The sequence below is a fragment of the Atopococcus tabaci DSM 17538 genome (assembly GCF_000429585.1).
GTDB lineage: Bacteria > Bacillota > Bacilli > Lactobacillales > Carnobacteriaceae_A > Atopococcus > Atopococcus tabaci.
Genome location: NZ_KE386923.1, coordinates 16,897 through 41,052 on the forward strand (window position 1 = coordinate 16,897; position 24,156 = coordinate 41,052).

The 24,156-nt window shown below is 45.5% G+C and carries 18 protein-coding genes; 3 read left to right on the plus strand and 15 right to left on the minus strand.

Going from position 1 to position 24,156, the window contains the following annotated elements; translation table 11 throughout:
* Positions 1-35 precede the first annotated feature (35 nt).
* The 11 genes from pglZ to G470_RS0111900 form a co-directional block, all read right to left on the minus strand.
* Positions 36-2,585, minus strand: a complete 2,550-nt coding sequence (pglZ, locus tag G470_RS0111850; RefSeq protein ID WP_028274967.1) for a BREX-1 system phosphatase PglZ type A — start codon at positions 2,583-2,585, stop codon at positions 36-38.
* A 20-nt stretch (positions 2,586-2,605) separates the two neighbouring features.
* Positions 2,606-6,169, minus strand: coding sequence for a BREX-1 system adenine-specific DNA-methyltransferase PglX (gene pglX / locus G470_RS0111855; protein WP_028274968.1), 3,564 nt, complete (start codon positions 6,167-6,169; stop codon positions 2,606-2,608).
* A 14-nt stretch (positions 6,170-6,183) separates the two neighbouring features.
* Positions 6,184-9,849 carry a BREX system P-loop protein BrxC gene (brxC, locus tag G470_RS13630; protein ID WP_051258577.1) on the minus strand — a complete coding sequence of 1,222 codons (3,666 nt, stop codon included), beginning with the start codon at positions 9,847-9,849 and terminating at the stop codon, positions 6,184-6,186.
* 11 nt (positions 9,850-9,860) lie between these two features.
* Positions 9,861-10,442, minus strand: a complete 582-nt coding sequence (locus G470_RS0111865; RefSeq protein ID WP_028274969.1) for a DUF1788 domain-containing protein — start codon at positions 10,440-10,442, stop codon at positions 9,861-9,863.
* Positions 10,439-11,047, minus strand: coding sequence for a DUF1819 family protein (locus tag G470_RS0111870; protein ID WP_028274970.1), 609 nt, complete (start codon positions 11,045-11,047; stop codon positions 10,439-10,441). Before G470_RS0111870 ends, G470_RS0111865 begins: the two co-directional genes overlap by 4 nt.
* A 175-nt stretch (positions 11,048-11,222) precedes the next feature.
* Positions 11,223-11,621 carry a hypothetical protein gene (locus tag G470_RS13635; protein WP_156908104.1) on the minus strand — a complete coding sequence of 133 codons (399 nt, stop codon included), beginning with the start codon at positions 11,619-11,621 and terminating at the stop codon, positions 11,223-11,225.
* 319 nt (positions 11,622-11,940) lie between these two features.
* Entirely contained in the window at positions 11,941-12,501 is a 561-nt protein-coding gene (locus G470_RS13640; RefSeq protein WP_051258579.1) for a guanylate kinase, read from the minus strand.
* A gap of 134 nt (positions 12,502-12,635) precedes the next feature.
* Positions 12,636-13,601 (minus strand): peptide-methionine (S)-S-oxide reductase MsrA, encoded by a 966-nt coding sequence (gene msrA / locus G470_RS0111885; protein ID WP_028274971.1) that lies wholly within the window; start codon positions 13,599-13,601, stop codon positions 12,636-12,638.
* A 445-nt stretch (positions 13,602-14,046) separates the two neighbouring features.
* Entirely contained in the window at positions 14,047-15,417 is a 1,371-nt protein-coding gene (gene celB, locus G470_RS0111890; RefSeq protein WP_028274972.1) for a PTS cellobiose transporter subunit IIC, read from the minus strand.
* Positions 15,407-15,901 (minus strand): hypothetical protein, encoded by a 495-nt coding sequence (locus G470_RS0111895; RefSeq protein ID WP_028274973.1) that lies wholly within the window; start codon positions 15,899-15,901, stop codon positions 15,407-15,409. Before G470_RS0111895 ends, celB begins: the two co-directional genes overlap by 11 nt.
* A 342-nt stretch (positions 15,902-16,243) precedes the next feature.
* Complete coding sequence (locus G470_RS0111900; RefSeq protein WP_084172205.1) at positions 16,244-17,605, minus strand: D-serine ammonia-lyase; 1,362 nt, start codon at positions 17,603-17,605, stop codon at positions 16,244-16,246.
* Positions 17,606-17,775: 170 nt separating this feature from the next.
* Between G470_RS0111900 and G470_RS15070 the strand changes: the two genes are divergently transcribed.
* The 3 genes from G470_RS15070 to G470_RS13650 are packed head-to-tail and all read left to right on the plus strand — an operon-like array spanning position 17,776 to position 19,008.
* Positions 17,776-18,156: a threonine/serine exporter family protein gene (locus G470_RS15070; RefSeq protein WP_051258580.1), complete on the plus strand. Its 381-nt coding sequence runs from the start codon at positions 17,776-17,778 to the stop codon at positions 18,154-18,156.
* A gap of 35 nt (positions 18,157-18,191) precedes the next feature.
* A complete protein-coding gene (locus tag G470_RS15075; protein WP_051258581.1) occupies positions 18,192-18,527 on the plus strand; it encodes a threonine/serine exporter family protein in 336 nt (111 codons plus the stop codon).
* A 4-nt stretch (positions 18,528-18,531) separates the two neighbouring features.
* A complete protein-coding gene (locus G470_RS13650; protein ID WP_035445696.1) occupies positions 18,532-19,008 on the plus strand; it encodes a threonine/serine exporter family protein in 477 nt (158 codons plus the stop codon).
* 93 nt (positions 19,009-19,101) lie between these two features.
* Here G470_RS13650 and G470_RS0111915 read toward each other — a convergent pair whose 3' ends face one another.
* The 4 genes from G470_RS0111915 to G470_RS0111930 all read right to left on the minus strand — a co-directional run bounded on the left by G470_RS0111915 (position 19,102) and on the right by G470_RS0111930 (position 23,938).
* Positions 19,102-20,646 (minus strand): M23 family metallopeptidase, encoded by a 1,545-nt coding sequence (locus G470_RS0111915; RefSeq protein WP_240470687.1) that lies wholly within the window; start codon positions 20,644-20,646, stop codon positions 19,102-19,104.
* A gap of 294 nt (positions 20,647-20,940) precedes the next feature.
* Positions 20,941-21,675 carry a nucleoside/nucleotide kinase family protein gene (locus G470_RS0111920; RefSeq protein WP_028274976.1) on the minus strand — a complete coding sequence of 245 codons (735 nt, stop codon included), beginning with the start codon at positions 21,673-21,675 and terminating at the stop codon, positions 20,941-20,943.
* A 90-nt stretch (positions 21,676-21,765) separates the two neighbouring features.
* The gene (locus G470_RS0111925) at positions 21,766-22,491 is read right to left on the minus strand and encodes an amino acid ABC transporter ATP-binding protein (protein WP_028274977.1); all 726 of its coding nucleotides are present in this window, start codon (positions 22,489-22,491) and stop codon (positions 21,766-21,768) included.
* Positions 22,484-23,938 (minus strand): ABC transporter substrate-binding protein/permease, encoded by a 1,455-nt coding sequence (locus tag G470_RS0111930; protein WP_028274978.1) that lies wholly within the window; start codon positions 23,936-23,938, stop codon positions 22,484-22,486. Before G470_RS0111930 ends, G470_RS0111925 begins: the two co-directional genes overlap by 8 nt.
* Between the last annotated feature and the right edge of the window lie 218 nt (positions 23,939-24,156).

The following is a 24,156-nucleotide window of genomic DNA, read 5'->3' on the forward strand; positions in this document are numbered from 1 at the left end:
AAAATCCCTGCAATATTTCGCAGGGATTTTTCATATTAAACCAAGTCTATTTCAAAAATTTCTTTTTTCACATCCGTCCGATCATTGACGTTTTCCATAACAAAATAGATGGTTTGACGCACGGTGTTTTTATGATTCAAGAACACAAACTTCTCTTTGAACACGCGCTCTGCACTGGTGTCGTTTTCGCTGTCAGCAATCAACAACACTTCGTTGGAAATTTTTTCTCCTGTCTCGTCCTCAAAATAGAGATTCAATCGTTTTTCTTTTTTCAAGTCACTCACCGGTTCTAGCTGCAAGAAATCCAACCAGACTACGGAATTGGTCAATGTCCGCGTCTGACTGACCAATGAAATAGCCACTTCTTCCAACTCGTTGCGGCTGCGGTCAGTCTTGATTCGCAATAACGGCACCAGCGTCTCTTGCGGCAAATGGCCTCCATGAACGTATTGGTACCCGCCGCCTTGTAGGGCAAACCGGTTCATTCCCCGAGGGACCAATACATATCCCTCGTTCGACAACCGTTCAGACAATGGAAGACTCAAGCCGCTGAAATGTTCGATTGGCTGTTTTGAAACCAAAAAGCGTTTGTTTTTAATCCAGGCACCTTCACTGCCTTCCAGTTTGACTTTCTCGGTCGGACGCACCGATTCTCTCGTATAGAGATATCCGTGATCAGCTGTCACCAAAAATTGGCTGGCGCTGACTTCGGTTGTCAGACGGTCCATCAACCGTTTCAGCTGTTCGATCGTTTCTTGCGTCGCCTCAAACACCTCGTTTTCGGTCGGGCGGTGGTCGCCAATGGCATCGATTCGGTTTTGATAAATGTACACCACTTTTTTGCCTGCCATCAAACTCCGCAGTTCGGTCTTGTTCAATCGATTCAACTGCTCCGCCTGCACCGCGATAGCGTCAGGGTGACCTTCTTTTCGCAAGACAGCAGCTCGATTTTCAAGACCATTTGTCGGCTGATTATCCACGCGCACGTCTCCGTTCGGAAAGAACTCCAGCTTTTTATGTGGCAACAGGTTAGCCATCCCGACAGAAGTCACGGAAGGGAGTTCCGTCTTCAGCCAATCGATGTCTCCGTTGTAGCGGGTGGTTTCGGTTAATTTCAAAAACAATTCTTTCCCGGCTTCATACCGCAGCCCATCTGAAATCAATACAAAGACGCGGCGATTTTTCTCCGCAAACGGCTGCACTTCTTGTCGATAAAATGCCGCCTGCAATTGCGTATCTCCTGTATCTGGTTGGTTTGTATAGAGCCGGTCCCATTTCTCAGTGAATTTGGTCAAGTACTCCCGGACATACTGCCATTCGACTTTTTGTTTCAAGTCCGCCAACAGCTCTTTCCAGTCATTGTCCAAGCCGTCCAAATAAGTGTAGAACTTTCGGTACGCCTGGTCGATTCGGTACCATTCATTCCGCATCAAGTTCCACATCGTCTCGGCATCGTGGATATCTACTATTTCTTCCAAGAATTTGTCGGTATTCCGCAGCAACCGGACGCTCCACTTTAAGGCGTGGTACACTTCCCGAAACGCCGGGTACCAAAACTTGTTGCGCCGTTGAGACAACAAATGTTCCGTCCGCTCGTAATCGACCGTATCACCCAACAACTCACTTACCGTCCGGCGGATCACCGCATGGTCGAACCACTCGAAGGTTTCCGGATCCGCCAGTTCGCTGCTGGAGAGATTGTCGAAGACTTGAGAAAAGTCTTCTTTGTTTTGCACTGCAAACGCCACTTTTCGGTAGCTGTCTTCCTCGGTACGTGCATTCATCCATTGGTTAAGAAACACGATGATTTGGTTGACGTTCGGCAAGATATAACGTTGGAGTTTTTTCGGCAATCCATTTGCCATTTCGGAATCTAGATGGGTAAAGAAGACTTGGGCCATGAGTTCTTGCACAGATCGGTTACCAGATACACTCGTGTCTTCGTTGTACCCGAGTAAACGATCCATCCAGCCCCAAAACCGTTCCACGTCTCCGAATTTCACCAACATGTCCCACTTGGCGGATTCACCGGCAGCTTCTTCGTCAAAGAGATTCATCAACACCGCCATCCAGTCCGGTGCTTCCGCCCGGGTGAGCGCCGCAAAGATGGCAAACTCCGCTGTTTCTTTGGAACGAATGCCGGAGTGGAACAGGCGTCGGAAGCGCTGTGTGCGTTCTTTTGAACGGAAAAAGACCGGATACCGTTCCACCACTTCCCGGATATCCGTTTCTTCTGGATTGATCCCCAACGTCAACAAGAGCTGGCTTTCTTCGTCAACACGCAGTTCTTTGCTATAAAGCAGTACGTCCAGCAGCGGGTTGTCGTGGTAGGATGGCTGTGGGATAGTGTAGTATAAAAACAAATGATCTTCCGTTAACTCACGTTCAATCTGGTACTGCACTTTAAAGTAACGACGGTCATCAACTTCCAATACTTTGAACAAGCCGCTTTCTTCTGCCAATGCGGTCACGGTTTCCCAGTATTTGCGTTCCTCATCGTACAGGTACAAGATTTTCCGGTGTTCTCCTCGTTCAAGAGGAGAGGAAAAGTAGGTTTCGATTTGTTGTTCGATTGTTTGCGCCACACCTTCACGCTCCTCTGTGACTAGATTTTTTCCAATAAGTTCCGTTTGGATACTTTGCCAGTGTGTTCGTCCACCACTTCGATGTTTTGGAACTTGGCGTAATTCACTTTTACCCCGTCATCTAAATCGAGTTCCATTCGGCGTTTCGCCATGTGGTCGAGAACGGCATCGTATTTGGCCAGTTCGTCTTTGTCTTTTTGGTAATTTTCGATGCGCTTTTGGGCCGCAGCTTTTTCGGATTTGGAAATGGCTGGGTCTTCCAAGGTGTTTTGTTCCAACGCAATCAAGTTATCCAACGCAGCACTTTCTTTCAAGACATATTCAGTTCGGAGGCGTCCCAACGTGTCCCGGTCATACCGGTGCAAGTAAATCAATCCTTTGAACGCGCCGCGGCGCCCACTTGTGAACTGCCAGTAAATCGGGCGTTTCTGGTAGGTCTGCAGGTGATCTTTGTAGAATTCTTTCATGAAGTAGCGACGGATGCGGTCACGCGGGCTTTCGTTCTTTTTCATCTTCAACGCGTCCGCAATGAAGACCAAGTTTTCTTCCAGGGTTTCCTTGCCATAAATCAACGCCACCAACTCTTCGACTTTTTTCACGATGTCGTCTTCAAAGTACGCTTCTTCCGTCAAAGGAAGAATATTCGACTCATCCGGCTGATAAGACTGGTAGAGCGATGAATCCCATTCCCCGCCGGCATACGCCAAACCTTTTTGATCCAAGGAATAGCGCCCGAACATGACGCCTACCAAATAGGACAAGAAGCTTTTCACATCCCGCACCAAATCGGCTTTCCGGACTGTGACGTCTTTCTCCTCCACATCCGGGGTCAATTCGTCCTGTAGTCCGTAAATGTCAATGAAGATGCGGTTCAGTTCTTCCTCGTTGGATTTCAACTGATAGAATCGCTCTTCCGCCACTTGTTTCCAATGGTTGAAGCTGTCTTGGATTAGTGAAGAATCTTCTTTATAAGTAAGGAAAGGATGTTCTTCGAAGTCCCAAGAGGTTTCGAAAGAGTCCCAGTCTTTTCTAGAAATTTGAATAGCTTTTTCTGTGAGTTTAATTACCTGCTTTGTTTTATCTTTCTCTGTAATAAATGGTAATGACCCTAATGTTCCTGGCTGATAATTCATCGTAGGATTAATAAAAGGCAATAATATTTCAGTCACTTTTGAGGATAAAAAAGCTAATCCATAAAAGATCGTCGAGAGCTGATTATCTTTTGCAAACGCCGTAGAGCCAGCATTGTCAAATAGAAATCCTTTAGGAGAAAAACGCGGGCTTAACTTGCCACTGCTTAAAGCCGACCACGTTATGCCAGGCTTAAAAATGTAGTCTAAGTTATAGTTATGGGAACGAACTTTCCCTTTTTTATCTGCGAAATTTCGGATTTTAGTCCCATTATTCTCCCAATTTACGAGATAGTCTAAATTTCCATACCATTTTCTATAACTTCCGCCTTTTTGATATGGAAACCATTTAGAAGAGCTTTTTTTTGCATCTTCCATGTTAGAATAGCTGAACCCAATCCTCCCATAAGAAACTTCAGGCCATAAGCGTAGAAACCTATTATTATCAGCCGTTGCCATTCCTAATCTAAAATCAAATGATGTAGATATTTGTTCTTCTTTTTCAAATATAGCAACTGTTTCTTTACTCGCCCAATATGCTATCGGACTTCCCGGAATTTTTTCAAAATTAAACTGTTTTATTTTATACAGAAGAGATTTATCGCGAAAACTTTCTTGTTTTTCAGTGGCGTTTGGGATATCTGTCATCCGAATATACTTTGTCTCAAAGTTAGGTAAATGGAGTTTTCTAACAATAAAAGTAGTGTTTTGCACTACTTCTCCACCAATCTCTTCAAATGTACGCGTTCCTAAATGAATCATATTAATGATTGTATCAGTCTCAAGAAGCTTTTCCCTTAATTTTTCATAAGAAGACAAAAACATCCATGAATGCTGATTAATTGTCGCAGTATAATAGTTTTCTCTAGTGAAGTTTTTGGTGACTTCCATAAACACCGCAAACAAATCGCTTTTCTCGTCTTTATAGTGCTTTTTCACATACGCTGATAGTTTCGGATCCATCCCTCGTGAGCCCATATACGGTGGATTCGTCACAACCACTTCATACTGCATCGCCATCAGCTCATACTGGCTGATCAAATCTTCCAGTAGCGGGAAAGTGTATTCGATCAATTCCGTTGTAAAGATGTCTAAATCTGCTTCTTTTCTAAGGAACTCCATCTGATTACGTATCATTTCAATGTCTATTGACGGCACTTGGATAATGGAGCCATAGAGTTTTGCGTCTTCAAATGTGGCGACCAGTTTCCCAGTTTCCGTCTGGACCTCTTTATTGCCTTTTGCGAACAATTCGATATCATCCGTGGTAATGGAGTTGCTTTCTTCGATGCTGTGAACGTGAACGTTAAAGTCACGGCTGAATAAGCGACGGTCGTATTCTCTTGCTTTCATGATGACTGCGAACGTCGCCAATTGAGCGGCCCGTTTGTCAATATCCAATCCATACAGATTATTTTCCAAAATCAGTTTTGGAATCTCCCGCTGACGGTAACCTTGGGATAAGTACATCTCGTAAAAGACCTCGAACGCATACACGAGGATGTGTCCCGACCCACAGCTTGGGTCGAAAAACTTGATTTGTTCCACATCAAGGGAAGGATCCTTCAATTCTTCCAGCTGTCGCTTCACATCTTCGGTCTGTTCTGCATCGTCTAAATAGTACTCTAGTTTCTCTTTGATTTCCTCATTTGGATGTGACTCCAGCCACAACCGTCCTAGGGAGTTGTCCACCATGTATTGAACGATCCAACGTGGGGTAAATAACTGCGTGGCCGGTCCGATGTCGTCTTTCCCGATTTTTGTATTTTTCTTCAAGCGGGAAAAGACAGCATCTTTTTCTTCCGAGATATAAAACTGATACAACCAGCCAACGATTTCCACGTTTTTCCAGTCTTCTTCATCAATCATCGTTACGATGTCCCGAACAATGCTGTTCTCATTCAACAGATTATCCGGCAACAACAGTGCTAAGTCGTCCGTGATATGTTCAAACACATTGGGGATAATTTCCCCTAACTTATTCGACAGCATCACCAACAAGTATTGGTACAACTCGTTATCCCGGTTCGCATCCTGCAGTTCATAAATGCGTTCCCGTTTCATTCCCAATTCGTCGCTGATGTCCAAGATCCGTGTCAAGGCATCCGGTTCCGTTTTCCCCGGAGTTTCTGAGGAAAGAACCCGCATTTGGATCGGCAGGAAACCGTTGACTTCCATGTACCGAAAGGCGATCAAGCGGTTGAACCATGTGTAAGCCGCTTCTTCCATTACATGGTCGTACCCTTCAAAGACAATACGGTTCCGCAGATGGGTGTATTGTTTTTTTTCTACTTCTCCCATGACGGTCCCGTTGACCACGAGACCGTCTGGAAGTTCCTGGATAGATTTGACTTCGTCTTTTGTAATACCAAAGGCATACGCTTTTTGTTTGACAGCGTCCATCATTTTTTTCCGTGCTTGGACGGAGAAACGTTTCAGTGCTGTTTTATCCATCTTGCTCTCCTTCTTTAATTCAACTTGATGACGTCTACTTCATCCAACTGATTAATTAAGTTTTGTTTGAGGGACGACAAAAAGTCATCCACGTCTTCTTCTGTCCGCAATTCCACCAAGCGGCGTGTCCATAAGTCATCCAAACTCATCACCGCAGCTCGTTCGTCCTTGAGAACAGGTTCTGGCTCTGGAGTTGGGGTGACGGTTGTGATCGAGACCGGTCCATCGTCTTCTCTTACACGATCTGTATTTCGTTCATTTTCTTTTTCTTGTTCTCTCTGACGACGGCGTTCGTTTTCTTCACGCTGTCTTCTTTGGCGTTCCGCGATTTCTTGTTTGGTGTCTTCCACGCGGCGGACAAATGTCAGCTTGATGTCTTTGCTTTCGCCTTTGTAAGCATTCAACCGTCTTAAAGTCGGCGCATGGGTAACATTCTTTTCCAAGTCTTCCATTTTAAATCGGAAGGAACGAACGATTTGATCGTATTCCGGAAATCCTTTCAACGCCTCCAACTCTCTGTAAACATCTTGGGCGTCTTGTTCCATCAATTCTTGAATGGGAACCATCACGCGGTCCATTTCTTGTTCCATTTCCAAATCGAACTGTTGGTTCAACTCCTGCAATTCGCGGAATCGGGCATACGGCCGCGGCATTGCTTGAATGTCTTTCATTTTTTCTACAATGAAGTCAATCTCTTGATTGTCTAAATAGTTTTGATCTTCTTTGTATTTCTTTAGGCGATCAAGAGTGGTTTCAAAAATTTCTTTTTTGTTTGTCTCAAAGAAGTCTTTGACATCGTCCAAATCCTCCATCACGTCCAATACGTCGTCTTCTTGGTTTGCCAAAGCAGTGAGAAATTCGCCCGAATCCGTGATGTTGAGCAATGAACGGAGAAGTTGGATGGCCGTTTCCACTTCTTCTTTTCCTGGATAAGGCTTGAAGCGGTAATTCTCCCTTAGACGTTCTAACTGACTCTGTTCTTTGCTGAGACGTCCGTGGACATATTGGTAAATCTCTTCTTCTTTCTCTCCAATCGAACGGACACCATATAACTCGCTGACGATTGTTCGGACAGAGTCCACAATCCGCGAATCAAGTACTTGCCGTTTTGTAACCCAGATACTCTCCTGCATATCTTTTCGTTGTACCTGACGGAGAAAATCAGACTCCGTCACTGACATCTTGCGGTTATTGAGAGAGAAATGAATTTTTTCCGCTTTAATCAAGCGGATCAGACTGGCCAAAATGTCCAAATCTTTCCAACTGTACGGCTCTTTTCCAAACCGGTCCATCACTTCCCTGAGCGTCACTAACATGTTGCGCTCTTGCTGAGTGCCCAAATAGCGGTCGATTTCTTCTGTCGCCTTATAGTTTTTATCAGTGTAGTCTTCCAGTATTTCTTGTTGTTCGTAAATCAGTTTTTCTAAGTCGTCTTTCGTATATGAACGTTCAACATAATTGATTTTTGGATATGTGCTCTCCACCAATACGCGCAATCCTTCATCGATGCGGGAGGCAAATGATCCTTTCACTTCCACTGGATAGCCGTTGACATACAGGTCCGCATGTTCGACAGCCGACTGCAGCTTGGACTTGAATAAGGTATAGATTTGTCCCCGTTCTGTCGCCTTCCGGTACTGAATCTCTTGGATGACCGGCGTCTTTTTCTTAGCCGACTGTTCGCGCAAATATTGGTTGATTTGCATGTATTGGCGCAAATCTCCGAAGTCTTCATCGGAAGGTAACTGGACCACCAACTTGGACTCGCGTTGAGAAAGAGCTAACACAGCGGGCTCTTCCTCATATTCCTCTGCATAGACAGATAAAAAGCGGACTCCAAAATCGATGGACGGATTTTTTAAATTGCGGTCGTCGATCCACTGAGAAAAATCAATCAAGTACTCTAATTGTTTGTTCTCTGAAAATGGGCGATAGGCATACCGCTGCATATTTAACAATTCATCAAACAGAATCCGTCCCGCTTCTTTGACCACTTCTGAAGTAGGAATTTGAATGCGGTTGATTTCGCGGTTCACGTCTTGTTCTTCATTCGTCAAGAAGAGGTACTCCTTGCCGATGCGTTGCACGAGGTATTCTCTTTCAAGTTTTTGCAAGGACTCGCTGATTCGTTTACCCAACTCAATGGTGTCTTCTTCGATGTGGGACAGCATCAATGTCGTCAAGTTCTTGAGGGTGCCCGGCATTTCATCCACATACCGAATCAGGAACAATACTTTCAACACAGCAACATCAAATTCCGTCAAACTTTCATTTTGTTGTGCCCGGATGATAGTGGAGCGCACAGAATGTTCTAATGCTTGATCGATGCTTTCATAAAACGTTTGGAACGGAATCAGCTGACCAATTTTTTTATCTTGGTAACGGATTGTCGCTTGTTGGATAGATTCCAACAAATTCCGTTCTCCGTCTGATAAGTGTTTTCCAGCTGATCCGTGCTCTCGGATTGCCGTGAACACACTTTGGAGCAGGTTAAACTGATAGGGAACAAATGGATAAACGCGCGCGAAATCATCCCGGTCTCGATAAAAGCGCATTGTTGCTGCTTCTTCAAACTCCAATTTGTTTCGCAAGGCCACTTTTTCTTCATCATAAGTCAACGTCAATGCATGATAGGCATCGTCTGTTTTTTCAAGTAAACGAATCTTGATGACCTCATCCGCGTTGGCACTGCTTAAGTTCATGCGCGTATTAAACCGGCCCTGGATTTTGGAAAAGTCGGTCACAGAAAGGTTTTCTCGCAGACTGTCGATGTCTTGCTGGGAAGTCACGATAATCCATACTTTCCCTTTGCATAGTTTGCCTAAATCCTCCGCCACAGTCTGCAAGTTCAGCATCAACTGCGTGTTTCCTGAAATGTACTGCCCCACTTCATCGGCTGCAAAGACCAAACGGTAGCGGTCTTCTTTGGTCTCTACATACTGGCGCAAACGGTTGGCAAAACTGTCTACAGAAATGGAATAGTTGTCTTCTCCGTTTTCCACCCAACTGCGGGCGCTGTCTTCTGACATCCCGGTTGTTTTAGCCAAAGCTTCGATGGCTTCATCCATCCGGTAGTAGAGTTCGTCCCGACCTTCTTCCCACGAAAGCCCGACAATCTCTTGGAAGTTGGCTTTGAACTGGTCGTACTGTCCGTTCCGGTCCAACGTCTCTTCCAATTCCGCCAACCACGGAATGCTTGCAGAATATCCACGCATTTCGTTGTAGACTTTATTGAAAACTTTGACGATAGCCGTTTTGTTTTGTTTGCTGTCGGAATCGGCTTTTGAATCGATATTGAAGAGTGCCACTTCACTGGGCGCCTCTGCCACAGTCCGCATTTTTTTAAGCAGTTCCTCGTCTTCGATTTTATCTTCAAAGAAATCGACCGCTCGTTTTCCGTCAATTTCCATACCGGAACTCAGTAGGTAAGATAGGATTTTAAGGAAGTGCGATTTCCCTGAGCCAAAGAAACCAGAAATCCACACCCCCATCTTATCGGTCGGCCGTTCAAATGCCCGAGTATAGGCAGTGAAAAAAGTATCGAAGTGCTTTTTCAACTCATCCGTCACGACGTATTCTTCCAGTTCTTGCTGGACGTCTTCTTTTACTGCTGATCCAATTTTAATGACACCTTGGATTTCACGATTGATGTCTTTACGAAACAACGATTGAATAGTCATGTTTCTCCTCCTTAATTTTCTGTAATTTTAAATGCACGGTAGTAGTTGTCGTCGGTAAACTTGGAAAATAATTTCAAGCTTCCATGTTCGTATTGCCCTGGATAAAACAAAATCAACGGTTTGTCTTCCACAATTGTCTGAAGGTTGTTCAATACAGTGTGCGAGCGCACAATCGGGAAGGCTTTTCCGACTCCAGTGAGAAAGACCATTGATTCTCCGTCCCACTTTTCCTCGATGTAGCGAATGATGCGGTCTTGATTGGTCGCAATGCGCAAGGTTTTCTTCATAATTTCAAAAAGTTCCTCGCTGCCTTTTTTCTCTTCCATTTCAAAGTTTTTATTCATAAAGCCTTTTTGTTCAAAAAATTCCAACACAATGTCATATAAGTCAAAAATCTGAATCCGTGTTTCTGGATTTTCTTTTTCAATATACCGCTTGATTCGGGGAATGGCTTCTCGAACCACAAGCTCCTCTTTCGGATCGTAATCAAAGATATAAAATCCTACTTCATTCCCCAACCCTTTATTCTGCAGCAGTTTTTCATCAAGCAATTTATCCTGTAACTCTTCTAAACGGTCCGCTATATTCCTCATAATATCGGCTCCCCTAACACCACTTCTACAATGTTTTTTTCTTTCTTTGTAATTAGATATTCCTGCACAGTAGGTTCTATGAGCGGCAGTTGAAGTGTGAGTTCTTGGTCTTTATCCCTCACAGCAATATCCGCATCTGTGAGTACTTGATGATACGCATCTATCAAGTGTCTCTTTGTATCCTCTGTCCAATTCCGGACCACTTCTTCTTGTTCGCCTTTTTGTTCGACAAATCTTCTAGTTTCTGATTTACGGACTGTATAATCAAAAACAATTCGTTTGTTGTACACCACTTCTCTCATCCATTCATAAAACAACCGGTCTTTTTTCAATAAAGCATAAAGCAAAATGGTTTTGGCGGTTTGTGTATCTGTCTTAGCTAACTGAGTCAACAAATACTCATCCAACATCTTCAGTCGTCGCATGATTTCGCCATAAAAGGACAATGCTCGCTGAGGACTGGCCAGTTGAAACAAATTTTGTTCCAGTACCATTTTTTTGATATCTTCTTCTACTTTCCCATCAAGCAGCAGTTGAGCCACGTTTTTTGTTTCTTGAAATAGAAACGGACGTGTGTTCAGCGTGGTTGTGTATTTTCTCGGCATTTTTTCACCCTTAAAAAAGTCAATTATCCTTTACATTATAGCATTAACGCCCCCTCTTTAAAACGTAAGTACAGAATTCATTTAGGAACTCTTCGTGACATTTTTATTTTTCTAGAACAAAAAAAGACTCTTCCCGCTTCCAGGAAGAGCTTTTGCATCTTTGTCTTTGATTCAATTAACGACTCTTTGCAGGCATCACCGCAAACCGATAACGGTAAAACGCATAGGCTGCCAACGCGACCAACGGAATGATCCCGATTAGTGCGGTCCATTCCACGCCTTGGGAAACGTCCTTACCTTGAAGAGCCTGGTAAATTCCCCAGTATCCCCAGGCAATCGGCAGTGTGAACACTGCGTTTTTCACACGCGTCAACACCCATCCGGCCAGGACCACGGCGACGATCAGAACCGCAATCGTCCACCATTCCTCTGAAAGACCAAAGCCGTTCCAGCCGATCTGGGTCAGGAAAGCCGCCACATTCACCACGGTAGCGATAAACAACCAGCCCGTGTACATTCCGAATGTCACCGGCAAGAGCCACCGTTTCCCGTCGTTGATTCTCCAAAGCCGCACTAAGATCAAGCTCAATGTAAGGACAAAGGCAAAAATGAAAATCGTGGAGATTCCCAGTTGCAGATACGAAAATGTGCTGTCTATTTCACTGCTCTGGCTGCATCATACGGGTGATTGTTCGCGGATTGATTCTTCCATCATGCGGTTCGATCATGTTGTTCACCTCTTTCGACCTGCCTCATGAAGAATGACCTTACGACATCAAAAAGCCTTTTCTCAACTGTATTATACCACCTCTTTGCCGGCGGAAAAAATCCAAAGAACTGAAAAAAGCCTCATTCATAAGAATAGAGGCCCTCCCTTTGATTGTATGATTCTTCTACATATTTTTTGTATGCTCTTCGAGTCCAAACGCCTTCAAAATGGTTTCTGCCGTGTCTTTCACATGGATGTTTTGGACAATCAAGTCTGTTCCGTTGGGCGGGATGTTTTCTTGGGTTTCGCGTCCAAATGCCAATCGTTCTGCGATGGTTTCTTCGCTCTCTCCCCGCTTACGCATTCTTTCCGCCATTTTCGCTTCCGAGATTTCAAAAAAGATGATGCGGGTCTCTTCCGGATAAGCTTTTCGCATGGCGATAGCCCCGTTTTGATCCAATGAAACGTGTACAATGTCATATTCTTCCAGAGCTGTTTCCACTTCTTTGCGCGTCAATCCGTACGTATTGTCGTTGTAGACGGTCTGTTCCACAAAGTCTTCCGGGTCCAGTTCTTCCGCTTTTGCAAAATAATAGTCTTGTCCATCCACTTCGCCTTTTCTTGGTTGCCGTGTCGTGGTGGTGACCAGTTTTTTTATTCCTTTTTTGGATAATTCATTTCCTACCGTCGTTTTTCCGCTCCCGCTTGGTCCGACGAACACCAGTATCCGTTTTTCTGAAGCCACATTTTCCCCTCCGCTCCTGTTTGCTTCTTACTTTACCAAAATATTGGGGAAAGGAACAGCACATTGCCGGCTCTGCATATAAATCACAAAAAACCGGAAAGAACCGTGCCTGCCCTTTCCGGTTCAATCAGCTTTTAATCAAACAACACGCGGTATTCGCCGTACCCTTCTTCTTCCAGTTTTTCTTTCGGCACAAACCGCAACGCGGCGGAATTGATGCAGAAGCGCAGGCCGCCTTCTTCTTCCGGTCCATCGTAAAAGACATGTCCCAGATGGGAGTCGGCGTATCTGCTGCGGATTTCCGTGCGGATCATGCCGTGGCTTTCGTCCAAGCGGTCTTCGATTTGATAATAACTTAACGGCCGGGTGAAGCTCGGCCATCCGCAATCGGCATCGTACTGATCGATGGAACTGAACAGCGGCTCTCCTGACACCACATCCACATAGATGCCGTCTTCGGTGTTGTCATAGTAAGCATTCTCGTACGGTGTTTCGGTTTTGTTTTCCTGCGTGACCGCATATTGTTCCGGAGTCAACTGCTGACGGAGCTGTTCAGGATCTTTTTCCATCCGCCATGTCCGTTCCAAAAAGTCTTTGCGCCCGGACCCTTTTTCGTACAAGTTGTAATGGAAGGAGGCTTTTTGGTAGTAGTTTTGGTGTTTCTCTTCAGCCGGGTAAAACGGCTGTGCCGGCAGTATTTCCGTGGCGATCGGCTTGGAGAATTTTCCACTTTCTTCCAATGCCTGCTTGGAAGCTTCGGCAGCTTGTTTTTGTTCGTCGGTATGGTAGTAAATTGCTGTTTTATACTGTTCTCCGCGGTCGTTGAACTGCCCGCCTGGATCGGTCGGATCGATGGTGCGCCAATACATCTCCAACAACTTTTCATATGGGAAGACAGAAGCATCGAATGTGATTTGGACCACTTCTCTGTGTCCTGTTTCGCCTGCGACGACTTCTTCATATGTCGGGTAAGGTTTGTCTCCACCGGAATAGCCGGAAACAACTTCTTTTATCCCCGGTAATTGATCAAACGGTTTGACCATGCACCAGAAACATCCACCTGCAAAAGTTGCTTGTTCTACATGTATGTTATTTGCCATGCGCATCCTTCCTTTCCACTTTCCATCTTTCTTTCCCCTATCCTAGCCCAAATTTCAAGTAAAACACAACTCTTTTTGTCCGAATATACAAAACATTTATATTTATATAGAAAAACCGCAAGAGAGCGGGACAAAATGCGTTTAGACCCGAACCTTCTAACGCATACCATATCCGTAAGCCGCTAAAGCGGCAACGGCTATGGCAACTGGAGCGAATAAGCGGATGAGAGGCAAAGCCCCTCGAGCATTATTCTAAAGGAGGCACTGTGGGCAGATGCCCAAGTGTATCATGACTGTACATTGCTAAAGCAACTACAGTCATGACAAAGTGGACGTCGGGTCTGCATTTTGGAGCGCATTTTCGCTAGCCTATTCGGAACCGCAAAAGAGGTCGGGACTATTGTCCCAACCTCTCCTTTGAGGAAAGAAGTGATGCATAATTTTGTTAGGTGACAGCATCCGTATTGTCTGCACTGACGTTGCTCTGTTCTTGTTCCATCAGTTTCCGGTCGTATGCGCGGATGAATGGATAATAGATGACAAATGCCGCTGCAGCACAAATCAGTGAAACTACCGCAGCCCGCCAGTCGCCCCCTGTTCCGATAAAAGCACCGATGCCTACTGGGGATGGCCACGGGAGCAAGGCAATGATGGGGTTGATCCATCCCAAAGTGATGGAGAAATACGCGATGGTGGCACTGACCATGGGTGCCAAAAAGAATGGGATGGCCAAATATGGATTATAAATCATCGGCAACCCGAAAATAATCGGTTCATTAATGTTAAAAATTGCCGGAATCATGGCGGCTTTTCCAACGGCTTTCAACTGTTCCGATCGGGCCAGGAAAGCGATGAAAAAGGTCAACAGCAGCGTCCCACCGGAACCGCCGAGCGTCACATACGCGTTATTGAACTCCCCGGCCAATGGGATGGCGGCCCCTTCTGCGTTGGCTGCCAAGTTGGCCAGCGTAATCGGCGTGATGAGGGAGAAGATGATGTTCGCTCCATGAATCCCCACCAGCCATAGCGCATGCACCAAGAAGTAAATCACCATGACCCCCAGCCAGCTGTTGGTCATGTTCGTCACAAAACCGAATGGCACTTGGATGATGTCAAAGATGTTTGTGTTCAAAACCGCCAACACACCGTTGATCAGCAACACCGCAAAAGCCACCACAAATGCGGGAATCAATGCGGTGAAGGCGCGGGCCACCCCGCTCGGCACTTCTTCCGGCAGTTTGATGATCCAGTTTCTTTTCACACACATTTTATACAAGTTGACCGCAATCACGGCCATAACAATGCCTGTAAAGATGCCGACCGTTCCCAGCCGTTCAACAGCGTCCCCCATTCGCCAGCCGTTGACGATGGTGACTTCTTCTGTCACTTCGGTTACACGGGAAATTACTCCGTCTTGGAACACCAATTCCGGAATCGTCATGAAGAAGGCAAACATGGAAAGCAGCGCTCCGTTTAACCCACTCATTTCCAACTTCTCATCACCGGCAATAATGCGGCTGTATTCATATCCCAAACTAATATTGAAGTATAATGCCAATAAGCCCATTGTAGCCATGTTGGCTAACATGTATAAGTCGCTGAAACGGAAAAACGTCGCATTAAAAAAGCCTTCCAAAAACGGAAACGTCAACGGCAGCACGTTGAATACTAAAAACATCGATCCGACAATCGTAAACGGAATGGTCGCTATCCCGGCACCCATGATGCCGCGGACAATTTTCATCTGTGAAACTTTTCCGAGCGGACCCATCAAATACCGTTCCAACAGTTGAAATACTTTGTTTTCATTTTCCATTTGGATCACTCGCTTTCAATGTGTGTTTGTACTTCAAAACCGCGTGATGCATCCTGTCTTGTCTTTGGTGAATGGCTTGGATTTTTTGCAGGGATTTATATGCCATTCCTATTCCCAACACCAAAACGATCTGAAGACCAATCAAACCTTGGGCGCTTTCTGCCATAAACGGGAATGCGCCTCTAAAAAACACCGGAACAAATGCCAATACACAAAGCAGTCCATTTAACAGCAACTGGCTTTTGAAATAACGAGTCGTATGCGTTAAAGATGATTTCTGTCCATACACTTTGATCTGTTCCATGATGGACGGGCCTGCAAACACCAGCATGACAAAAGGCAGCAGCGCATACACCGAGCGGACAGTCAGCAAGAACACCAACCAGTTCAAATTGGCAAAGAAAAGGACGGCCAATGAGTAACGCAACGCGATATAGCGGTTGTACTCCATATTCTTCAACGACGTTTTTTCTCTCTGATTCAACCCCTCTCCTCCTTTAATATTTACTCATTCAACTTTACTTATGACCATTATATTATAAAGCGCTTACAAAACACAATGGCATATGCATAAATACTGTTTTTCTCTGGTCGCTCCTTCGAACAAATCGCCTCTTTGACAAAGAAACCGACACCGCGCACTTCTTTGTCGAAGAGAGACTTTCTCTACAACAAAGACACTTCCGCGCCGCAATTCTTTGTTTGATAGAGCCTCTCTCTTCAACAAAGAACCCATCCTCCGTAGTATCTTTGTCGATGAGTCCGCCTTGCATACAAAAAAAGCAAGAACCTCTGCCAAAGAGAGGATTTCGCTTTTTTGTTTGATTTAATGTGTGTCGCTTTGAGCCAATGCTTCTGCGCCTTCTTTCAGAAATGCTTCCTGATCGGTTTTTGGTACCATGGATCCGCCTGTTGCCCATGCGATATGAGTGGCGTTCGCCATTTTATCTGCAACGTTTTGGGCTTCCATGTACTGCTGACCTGCTTGGGTGCGGAACAAACGCGCTGCCCCTGACAAACCGGCCAATGCGGCGGGTTCCAAGAAGATGCCTTCCGTTTCGTGGAGAGCTTTCAGCAAGGCTTTGAATTCGTCTTCCTGAACAGTGTATCCTCCGCTGAAGAACGGCTCCATCAATTTGGCAACCAGTCCGGACGTCCGCGGCACCGCCAATCCGTCCGCAACAGTCAAGCCATGGATGCCGACATCGTCCACAGAAATGTCGTCGTATTTGTGTGTCATCAATCCCAACAACATGCTCGGCATTTTTGTCGGCTCTGCAAAGAAGCAGTGCACGTGATCGCCAAAAGCTTGTTTCATCCCAAAAGTGATGCCGCCCGGAGAACCTCCGATTCCGCACGGCAAGTACACAAACAGCGGGTGGTCGGCATCCACTTGAATGCCTTCTTCTTCCAACTGCCGTTTCATGCGCAATCCGCCCACGGTGTATCCCAAGAAGAGGTCTTCAGAATGCTCGTCGTCCACGAAGTAGCTGTTCGGGTTCGCTTCGGATTCTGCGCGTCCCTGCTCCACCGCTTTGGAGAAGTTGGTTTTGTGTTCGATGACTTCCACGCCTTTACTGCGGAGGAAGTCTTTTTTCCATTGTTTGGCATCGACAGAAACGTGGACCGTCACGTTGAATCCCAATTTCGCGCCCATCGTTCCGACACTGATGCCTAAGTTTCCGGTGGTGCCTACCGCGATGTGGTGCTTGGCGAAGAAGTTTCTGAATTCTTCGTTGGCAAAAACCACGTAATCTTCTTCCGTGCTTTTCAGCAATCCGTGTTCCAACGCCAGTGTTTCTGCGTGTTTCAACACTTCATAGATGGCACCGCGCGCTTTGATGGTTCCGGCGATCGGCAACGTGTCATCGCGCTTCAAATACAGTTCACCGACGATTTCTTGCTGGTACCGTTTTTCAACGAATTCCTTCATGTTTGGAATGCGGCTAATTTTGGAACCGATGATGCCTTTATTGGCTTCGGTTTCCGGGAAAGCCACACGGATGAAGGAAGCAAAACGCTGCAACCGTGCTTCCGCGTCTTTGACGTCTTCTAGTGTGTAGGAGGACTTTTTCATCGCTTCTTCAAATGTCGTGTAATCCGGGTTAGCCCAAAAAACTTCCGCCTCCGCAGCAATTGCCTGCAGCAATTCCTCGGAGGCAGAGTGGGTCTGGTGTTTGTCTGCCATAGCAATATACTCCCTTGTATCATTATTACTGAAAGCTGATACCTTCAGCGAACCATTCATATTGTACCATATCTGCCCCTTTGTATCTTTAGAATTAAAGAAGAAATTAGTGGTTGTGTGGATGGAACAAGGGCGGTATACTGGTAGTATTTTTTTTAGGAGGGAAGGAATTGAGTGCTCAATACTATGACGAAGCAGAAGTCTTGGACCTCTGTATTCATGTTGGATCCGTCATGCTGGCCAACGGGGCAGAAACTTACCGAGTCGAAGATACGCTTTATCGGATCGCAGCGAGTTATGGATTGACCTACATCAATGTGTTCGTCGTTCCAACTGCAATTATCTTAACCGTGCAAGGTGAAAAGAGACAAGACTATACGGAATTGCTCCGGACCACATCTGGTTCCACAAACTTGCAAAAAGTGACGGCAGTCAATGATTTGTCCCGTGAAATTTCGGCATCCCCATTGCCGCTTGAAATTGTCAAACAAAAAACTGACCGCCATCGAAAAGCATACACCCGAATTCACGAGATGGCGGCGGATGGATAGATTTCGTCCCTGCAGGTATCGCAGCCGGTTTTGGGATGAACGCATTTGAAAAAGTCGACAACTTTTTCAACATAACCTTTTTTGCTCAAATCGTTGCTTCCTTCGTGACCGGAATCATCGCCATGCTTTTCGTTCAAACAGGTTGGGGGAATAACTTGGACACCATCATCGTATCTGCTTTGATGGGGTTGGTTCCCGGAATGGCTATCACGAACAGTTTCCGTGACTTGATGGCAGGACACCTCGTGGCAGGTATTTCCCTGCTGGCGCAGGCGTTGTTGACCGCAGCAGCCATCGGTGTAGGAATCTTCTTGTCTTGGCGTTATTTTAAAACAGTACTTTCTATATATGAATTGAATGAAAGGAGATAGAACAGTGCTTTTGAATTTCTTCGTTTCTATCGCAGCCGGAGTGGTTGCCGCTGGATTCTCCGTTTTGTATAACGCACCTTCCAGAACCACATTCGCTTCGGGTTTGGCTGGCATGGCCGGGTGGCTGGTGTACGCTTCTCTCCCTTCAGACAACGGCTTAGACTTATTCATTGCAGCCGGTGCGGCATCATTTGCCTTGTCTGCATTGAGCCAAATTTTTGCCCGCCGCTACAAAGTTCCCGTCATCGTCTTCAGTATTCCTGCCCTGATTCCATTGGTCCCGGGAGGAACGGCGTACAACACCATGCGCGCATTGATGGAAGAGAACTTTGACAACACGATTCGTCTGGGAACCGAAACGTTTTTCATCTCCGGCGCCATCGCCTTGGGAGTTTCATTGAGCAGTGCGGTGTGTCAAGTGATTCATCCGCGTCTTTCAAAGAAAAGATTAAGACCGCCTATGCGTGGAAAGAAAATGTGATTGTTGCATCTGCCTTGAACAGGCAGGTGTTTTTTTTGCACAAAAAAAGCTATCCGCTCCTCACTGAGTGAGTTCAGATAGCTTTTGTGGTTTTTATAGTCCCAAGTATGGAGCCGGGTCGACAGTTCTGCCGTTTTTGTACACTTCAAAGTGCAAGTGGACACCTGTGGAAGAACCGGTTGTTCCCATGGTTCCAATTGTTTGTCCTTGAGAAACTTCTTGTCCTGGTCTGACACGGACGCTTCCAGTCTGCATGTGCGCATACAAGGTTTGAAGGCCGTTTCCGTGATCAATCTTCACGTAGTAGCCCCAACCGCTGTGGTAAGTGGCAGTGACAACCCTTCCGCTTTGAGCAGCGACAATTGGGCCACCGCCGGCAAAGTCCATTCCTGCATGAAGTTTGTTGTATCCAAAAATCGGATGGCGTCTGTAACCATAACGGGAAGTTACATAACCGCCTGATGGACGGATAAATCCGCTGGATGACTTAGCAGGCTTAGAAGCCGGTTTAGACGTCTGCGTGGTTTTCGGTTTCGCCGGAGCTTGTTTTTTAGGAGCCGGTGTTGATTTTTTGGACTCTGCTTTAGGAGCTGACGCTTTTTTCTCTGATTTTGTTTCTGCCTTCGCTTTAGATGCTGCTTCTGCTTCTGCTTCTGCTTCTACTACGGCTGCTGCTTCCGCTTCTGCCGTAGCTCTTGCTTTAGCTTCTGCTTCTGCTTCTGCTTCTGCTGCCGCTTCTGCCGCAGCTCTTGCTTTAGCTTCTGCTTCTGCTTCTGCTTTAGCTTTGGCTTCTGCCTCTGCTTTTGCACGAGCTTCCGCTTCTTTGCGTGCTCGTTCTTCTTCCGCTTTACGGATAGCTTCTAAACGGTCACGTTCAGCTTGGATTTCTTTATCCAAATTGCTGGTTTGTTGAACAATCGCTTGTTGTTCTTGGACAAATGCTTCTTTTTCTTCAGCTGTCATATTGTATAATTCAGCCACTTGAATAATGGTGTCATCCAATTCTACTTTTTGAGCGACCAAGTTGTTGCGGTCCTCTTCCATTTGCGCTTTGATGGCTTCGATTTCTTCTTTTTCAACTTGTACTTGTTTTTCTGCAGCTTCCAACGCTTTTTGGTCGTTAACTTGTTCGGTCACGATGTTTTTATTGGCGCCAACGATTTGGTTGACAAGGCCGATTCGTCCAACAAGGTCGGACAAATTTTCTGCAGATACAATGATATCCAACATGTTGTTTGGATCACCTTGTGTTTGCACGGCACGGGCTTGGTTTCTTAATTTGTCTTCCCGTTGTGCAATTTGTTCTTTCAACTGAGCAATTTCTTTTTGCAGTCGTTCAATCTCTGCATTTTTTTCTTTCAACTTTGCTTCTTGGTCCTGAAGTTTTTGAACCAATTCGTTGATGCTCGCTTGAAGCGTCTGCACTTGCTGTTCCAATGCTTCTCTTTCAGACTGCAAGTTTTGCATTTGTTGTTCACGATTTTGGATTTCACTTTCCACTTCACCGGAACGATTTTGTAATTCTTGTCTTTGTTGTTCCATTTCTTCCAAAGTAGAGGCTTCTGCTTCAACTGGAACCAATCCGGATCCCGCTAACAACAGAAAAGCCGCTATACTATATGTCCATTTCTTATTCAAAATAAGTATTCCTCCTGCGTATTATAGCTGTTGTTTGTCATTCAAAAGTGTCGGGACTGCGATTCATGTGTTTAATAACATTTATAGTATGTTTTGATATGTTTTTTTTTGAAAAATTAACTAAGAGTATCATAACATATTAAAAAAGAAACAATATTTTAATTGTGTTACAGATGTAATAAGCTGTGTTATTTTTAAATTTAAGCGCTTTATATCGCATTTTTCCTTTTATTTCTGTAACACTTCATTCACAAAAAAAGGAAAAACCTACACGACGGCAGGTTTTTCCTTTTTCTATAAACATAACAATTCACCAGTTGGAGAAAGCCCCAGCAGAATGTTCGATTTTTGTCGGTGTGCCAATACGCGGCAGACATTTTTCCGGTCGCTGGCTGCGTAAAAAGCTGCCGCTTCCGTCTGTGAAAATCCGCCTTTCATTTTTCGCTCAATCAACCGGGGACGCAGCAAACTTTCCTCCGCTTCGATGAAAATACTCAAATCGCAATAGTCTCTCAATTCATCCCAATTTTCTTCATTTAACAACAGCCAGTTGCCTTCAATCAGTACAATATCCGCATCCACCCATGTTGTCTCTTCGCTCACATCGTGTAACTGACGGTCATACACCGCCCATTCCACTGGGCTATGTTGCAAGGTCAGAATGTTTCTTTTCAGTGCTTCCAGGTTGAACGACTCCGGACTGCCTTTCACATCGTTCAGCCTCACCCGGGTCTTTCCCTCTTCCAACCAGTGCGTCAATAAATATTCCCGTTTATGGTGGTACCCGTCAATGGAAACCGATTGGAAAGTATACGGGAAGTCCTGCTGTTTGTACAAATACTCCATAAACAGACTGAGCGTGGTTTTTCCCGTCCCGGGAGGAGCAGCCAAGTACGCAATCACCCGGCTGCCTTTTTCCGCCCGTTTTTGATTGATCTGATTGAGAAGAGGCAACAAGACCTGATTTATTTCTTTTTCGGTGTACTCTGCCTCCACTTCTAATCCTGTCACACGTAACGTAATCTTCACCGAAACCTCTCCTTTTGCATTTTCTTCTATTATATATGTATACACAAAAAAAGATGGAAGAAAGTCCCCTTACTTTCTTCCATCTTTTTACTATAGTACTTTTGCGAGAAAATCTTGTGTTCTCGGGTTTTGCGGATTTTCGAACAACTCTTCCGGCGTGCCTTGTTCAACGATGACACCCGCATCCATGAACAGCACGCGATCCGCCACTTCTTTGGCGAAACCCATTTCGTGGGTCACAACCACCATCGTCATGCCCGACTTGGCCAGGTCGTGCATCACCTTCAGCACTTCCCCTACCATTTCCGGATCCAATGCACTCGTCGGCTCATCGAAGAGCATCACTGCCGGGTTCATCGCCAACGCACGAGCGATGGCCACACGTTGCTGCTGCCCGCCTGAAAGACTGGACGGATACGCATTGGCTTTTTCCGCCAGACCGACTTTTTCCAACAGATCCTTCGCTGTTTGCTCAGCTTCCTGCTGGGAAATGCCTTTGGCTTTCATCGGAGCAACAGTCAGATTTTGCAGCACCGTCATATGCGGAAAGAGGTTGAAACTTTGGAAGACCATGCCCATTTTTTGACGCAATTCATTGAGTTTACCTTCTTTCAAATTGGTCAGTACGGTTCCTTCAAACTCGATCTCGCCGCTTGTTGGTACTTCCATCAAGTTCAAACAGCGGAGGAAAGTACTTTTCCCGGAACCACTGGGGCCGATGACGACCACCACTTCGCCTTTATGCACTTCTTCCGAAATGTCTTTCAGTACCAAATTGTCTCCAAATGATTTTTCTAAATGGCGGATATCAATCATATTTCATCTTCCCTTCATAGTAGTTGAGGAGTTTCGTCAAGCTGAATGTCAAAATGAAGTAAATGATCATCGTGATGAACAACGGGAGAACACCGCGGTATGAAATGGAGGTGACCACGCGGGTCTGGAAGATCAATTCGCTGACACCGATGATCGAAACGATCGAACTTTCTTTGATGACCGTAATGAATTCATTCCCCAATGCTGGCCAGATATTTTTCAATGCTTGCGGGAAAATGATGTGGCGCATCGTGTCCCGGTGGCCCATGCCCAAACTTCTGGCGGCTTCCGTTTGACCCGACGGCACAGAGTTCAAGCCCGAGCGGATGATTTCGCAAATGTATGCCGCACTGTTCAAGGAGACAGCGATAATCCCCGAGAGCATAGCCGGGATATTGACCAAGTAACCGACCGCGAAGTAGATGAACATCACTTGAATCAGCATCGGCGTTCCACGTACAAATTCGACATATGCCGTTGCCAGCGGACGGAAGACCATGTTTCGGGATAAACGCATCAGCGCCAACAGAATCCCCAAAACGGATCCAAAGAACACACTGACGATTGAAATGAAAATCGTATTCATCGTTCCATTAAGGAAGTACGGCCCATATTGGCTGATGGATGATCCTTCTTCTTGGTTTTCAAGGTTCAAATATTCCCCAGCTTGTGCCAGATACTCCTCTTGCAATCCTTGTTCATCAATTTCTGCCAAAACGCCGTTCACCACTTCGACCAGTTCATCGGACCCTTTTTGGAAAGCAATCGCCGATCCTTGTTCTGATTCATCCAGCTCGAAACCTCCGTCAAAAGTGTATAAGTCCGGATTATTTCCCGCATAAGCTTCCGCATTCGGTTTTTCCATGACAATGGCTTCCACTTTGTTGGTCTTTAGGGCCAAAATCAAATCCGTAATTTTCGTCAGTTTCATCAATTCGACATCTGGAATTTGTGCCGCCAAGGCTTCTTGCAGTGACCCACTTTGAACCCCGACTACTTTTCCGGCGAGTGAATCAATGCCCGTATAAATTTCTGCGTCTGTTTCACGCACCATGAGGTTGTGCCCTCCGACATAGTATACATCGGAAAAATCCACACTCTGACGGCGCTCTTCGGTCGGGCTCATCCCGGCGATGACCATATCCACGCTCCCCGTTTCCAGTGCCGGCAGCAAACTGTCGAACCCAATGTCTTCAATCTGCAGCTCCACTCCTAATTCTTCGGCAATTCTTTCTGCGATGAATATGTCCATTCCGACAATTTTGTCCTGGCCGTCCACCCTCGCATGAAACTCATACGGCGGAAAATCCGCACTTGTTCCAATGATCATCGTTCCTTTGTCTTGTATCTCCTCTATTGTTGTCGCCTGTGCCGTCATCGGACTGAACACCAACACCTGCAACAACATCACAAACGCAAAGAGTACCGCCATTCCTTTTTTTCTCATTTGGATTCCTCATTCCTAAAGTGATAGTTGATTGATAGAATCATACCAACTTTAGAATGTTTATGCAACAATTATTTAGAAATTTGAATCATTTTTTGTTTATTACACGCTTTTATGTAAATTATGTGTATAATCGAATAAAACTTCCACAAGAAAAAACACCCTTTTCGCTAACAGGAAAGTCCGTTAGTGGAAAGGGTGTTTGAATGGCTAATGAT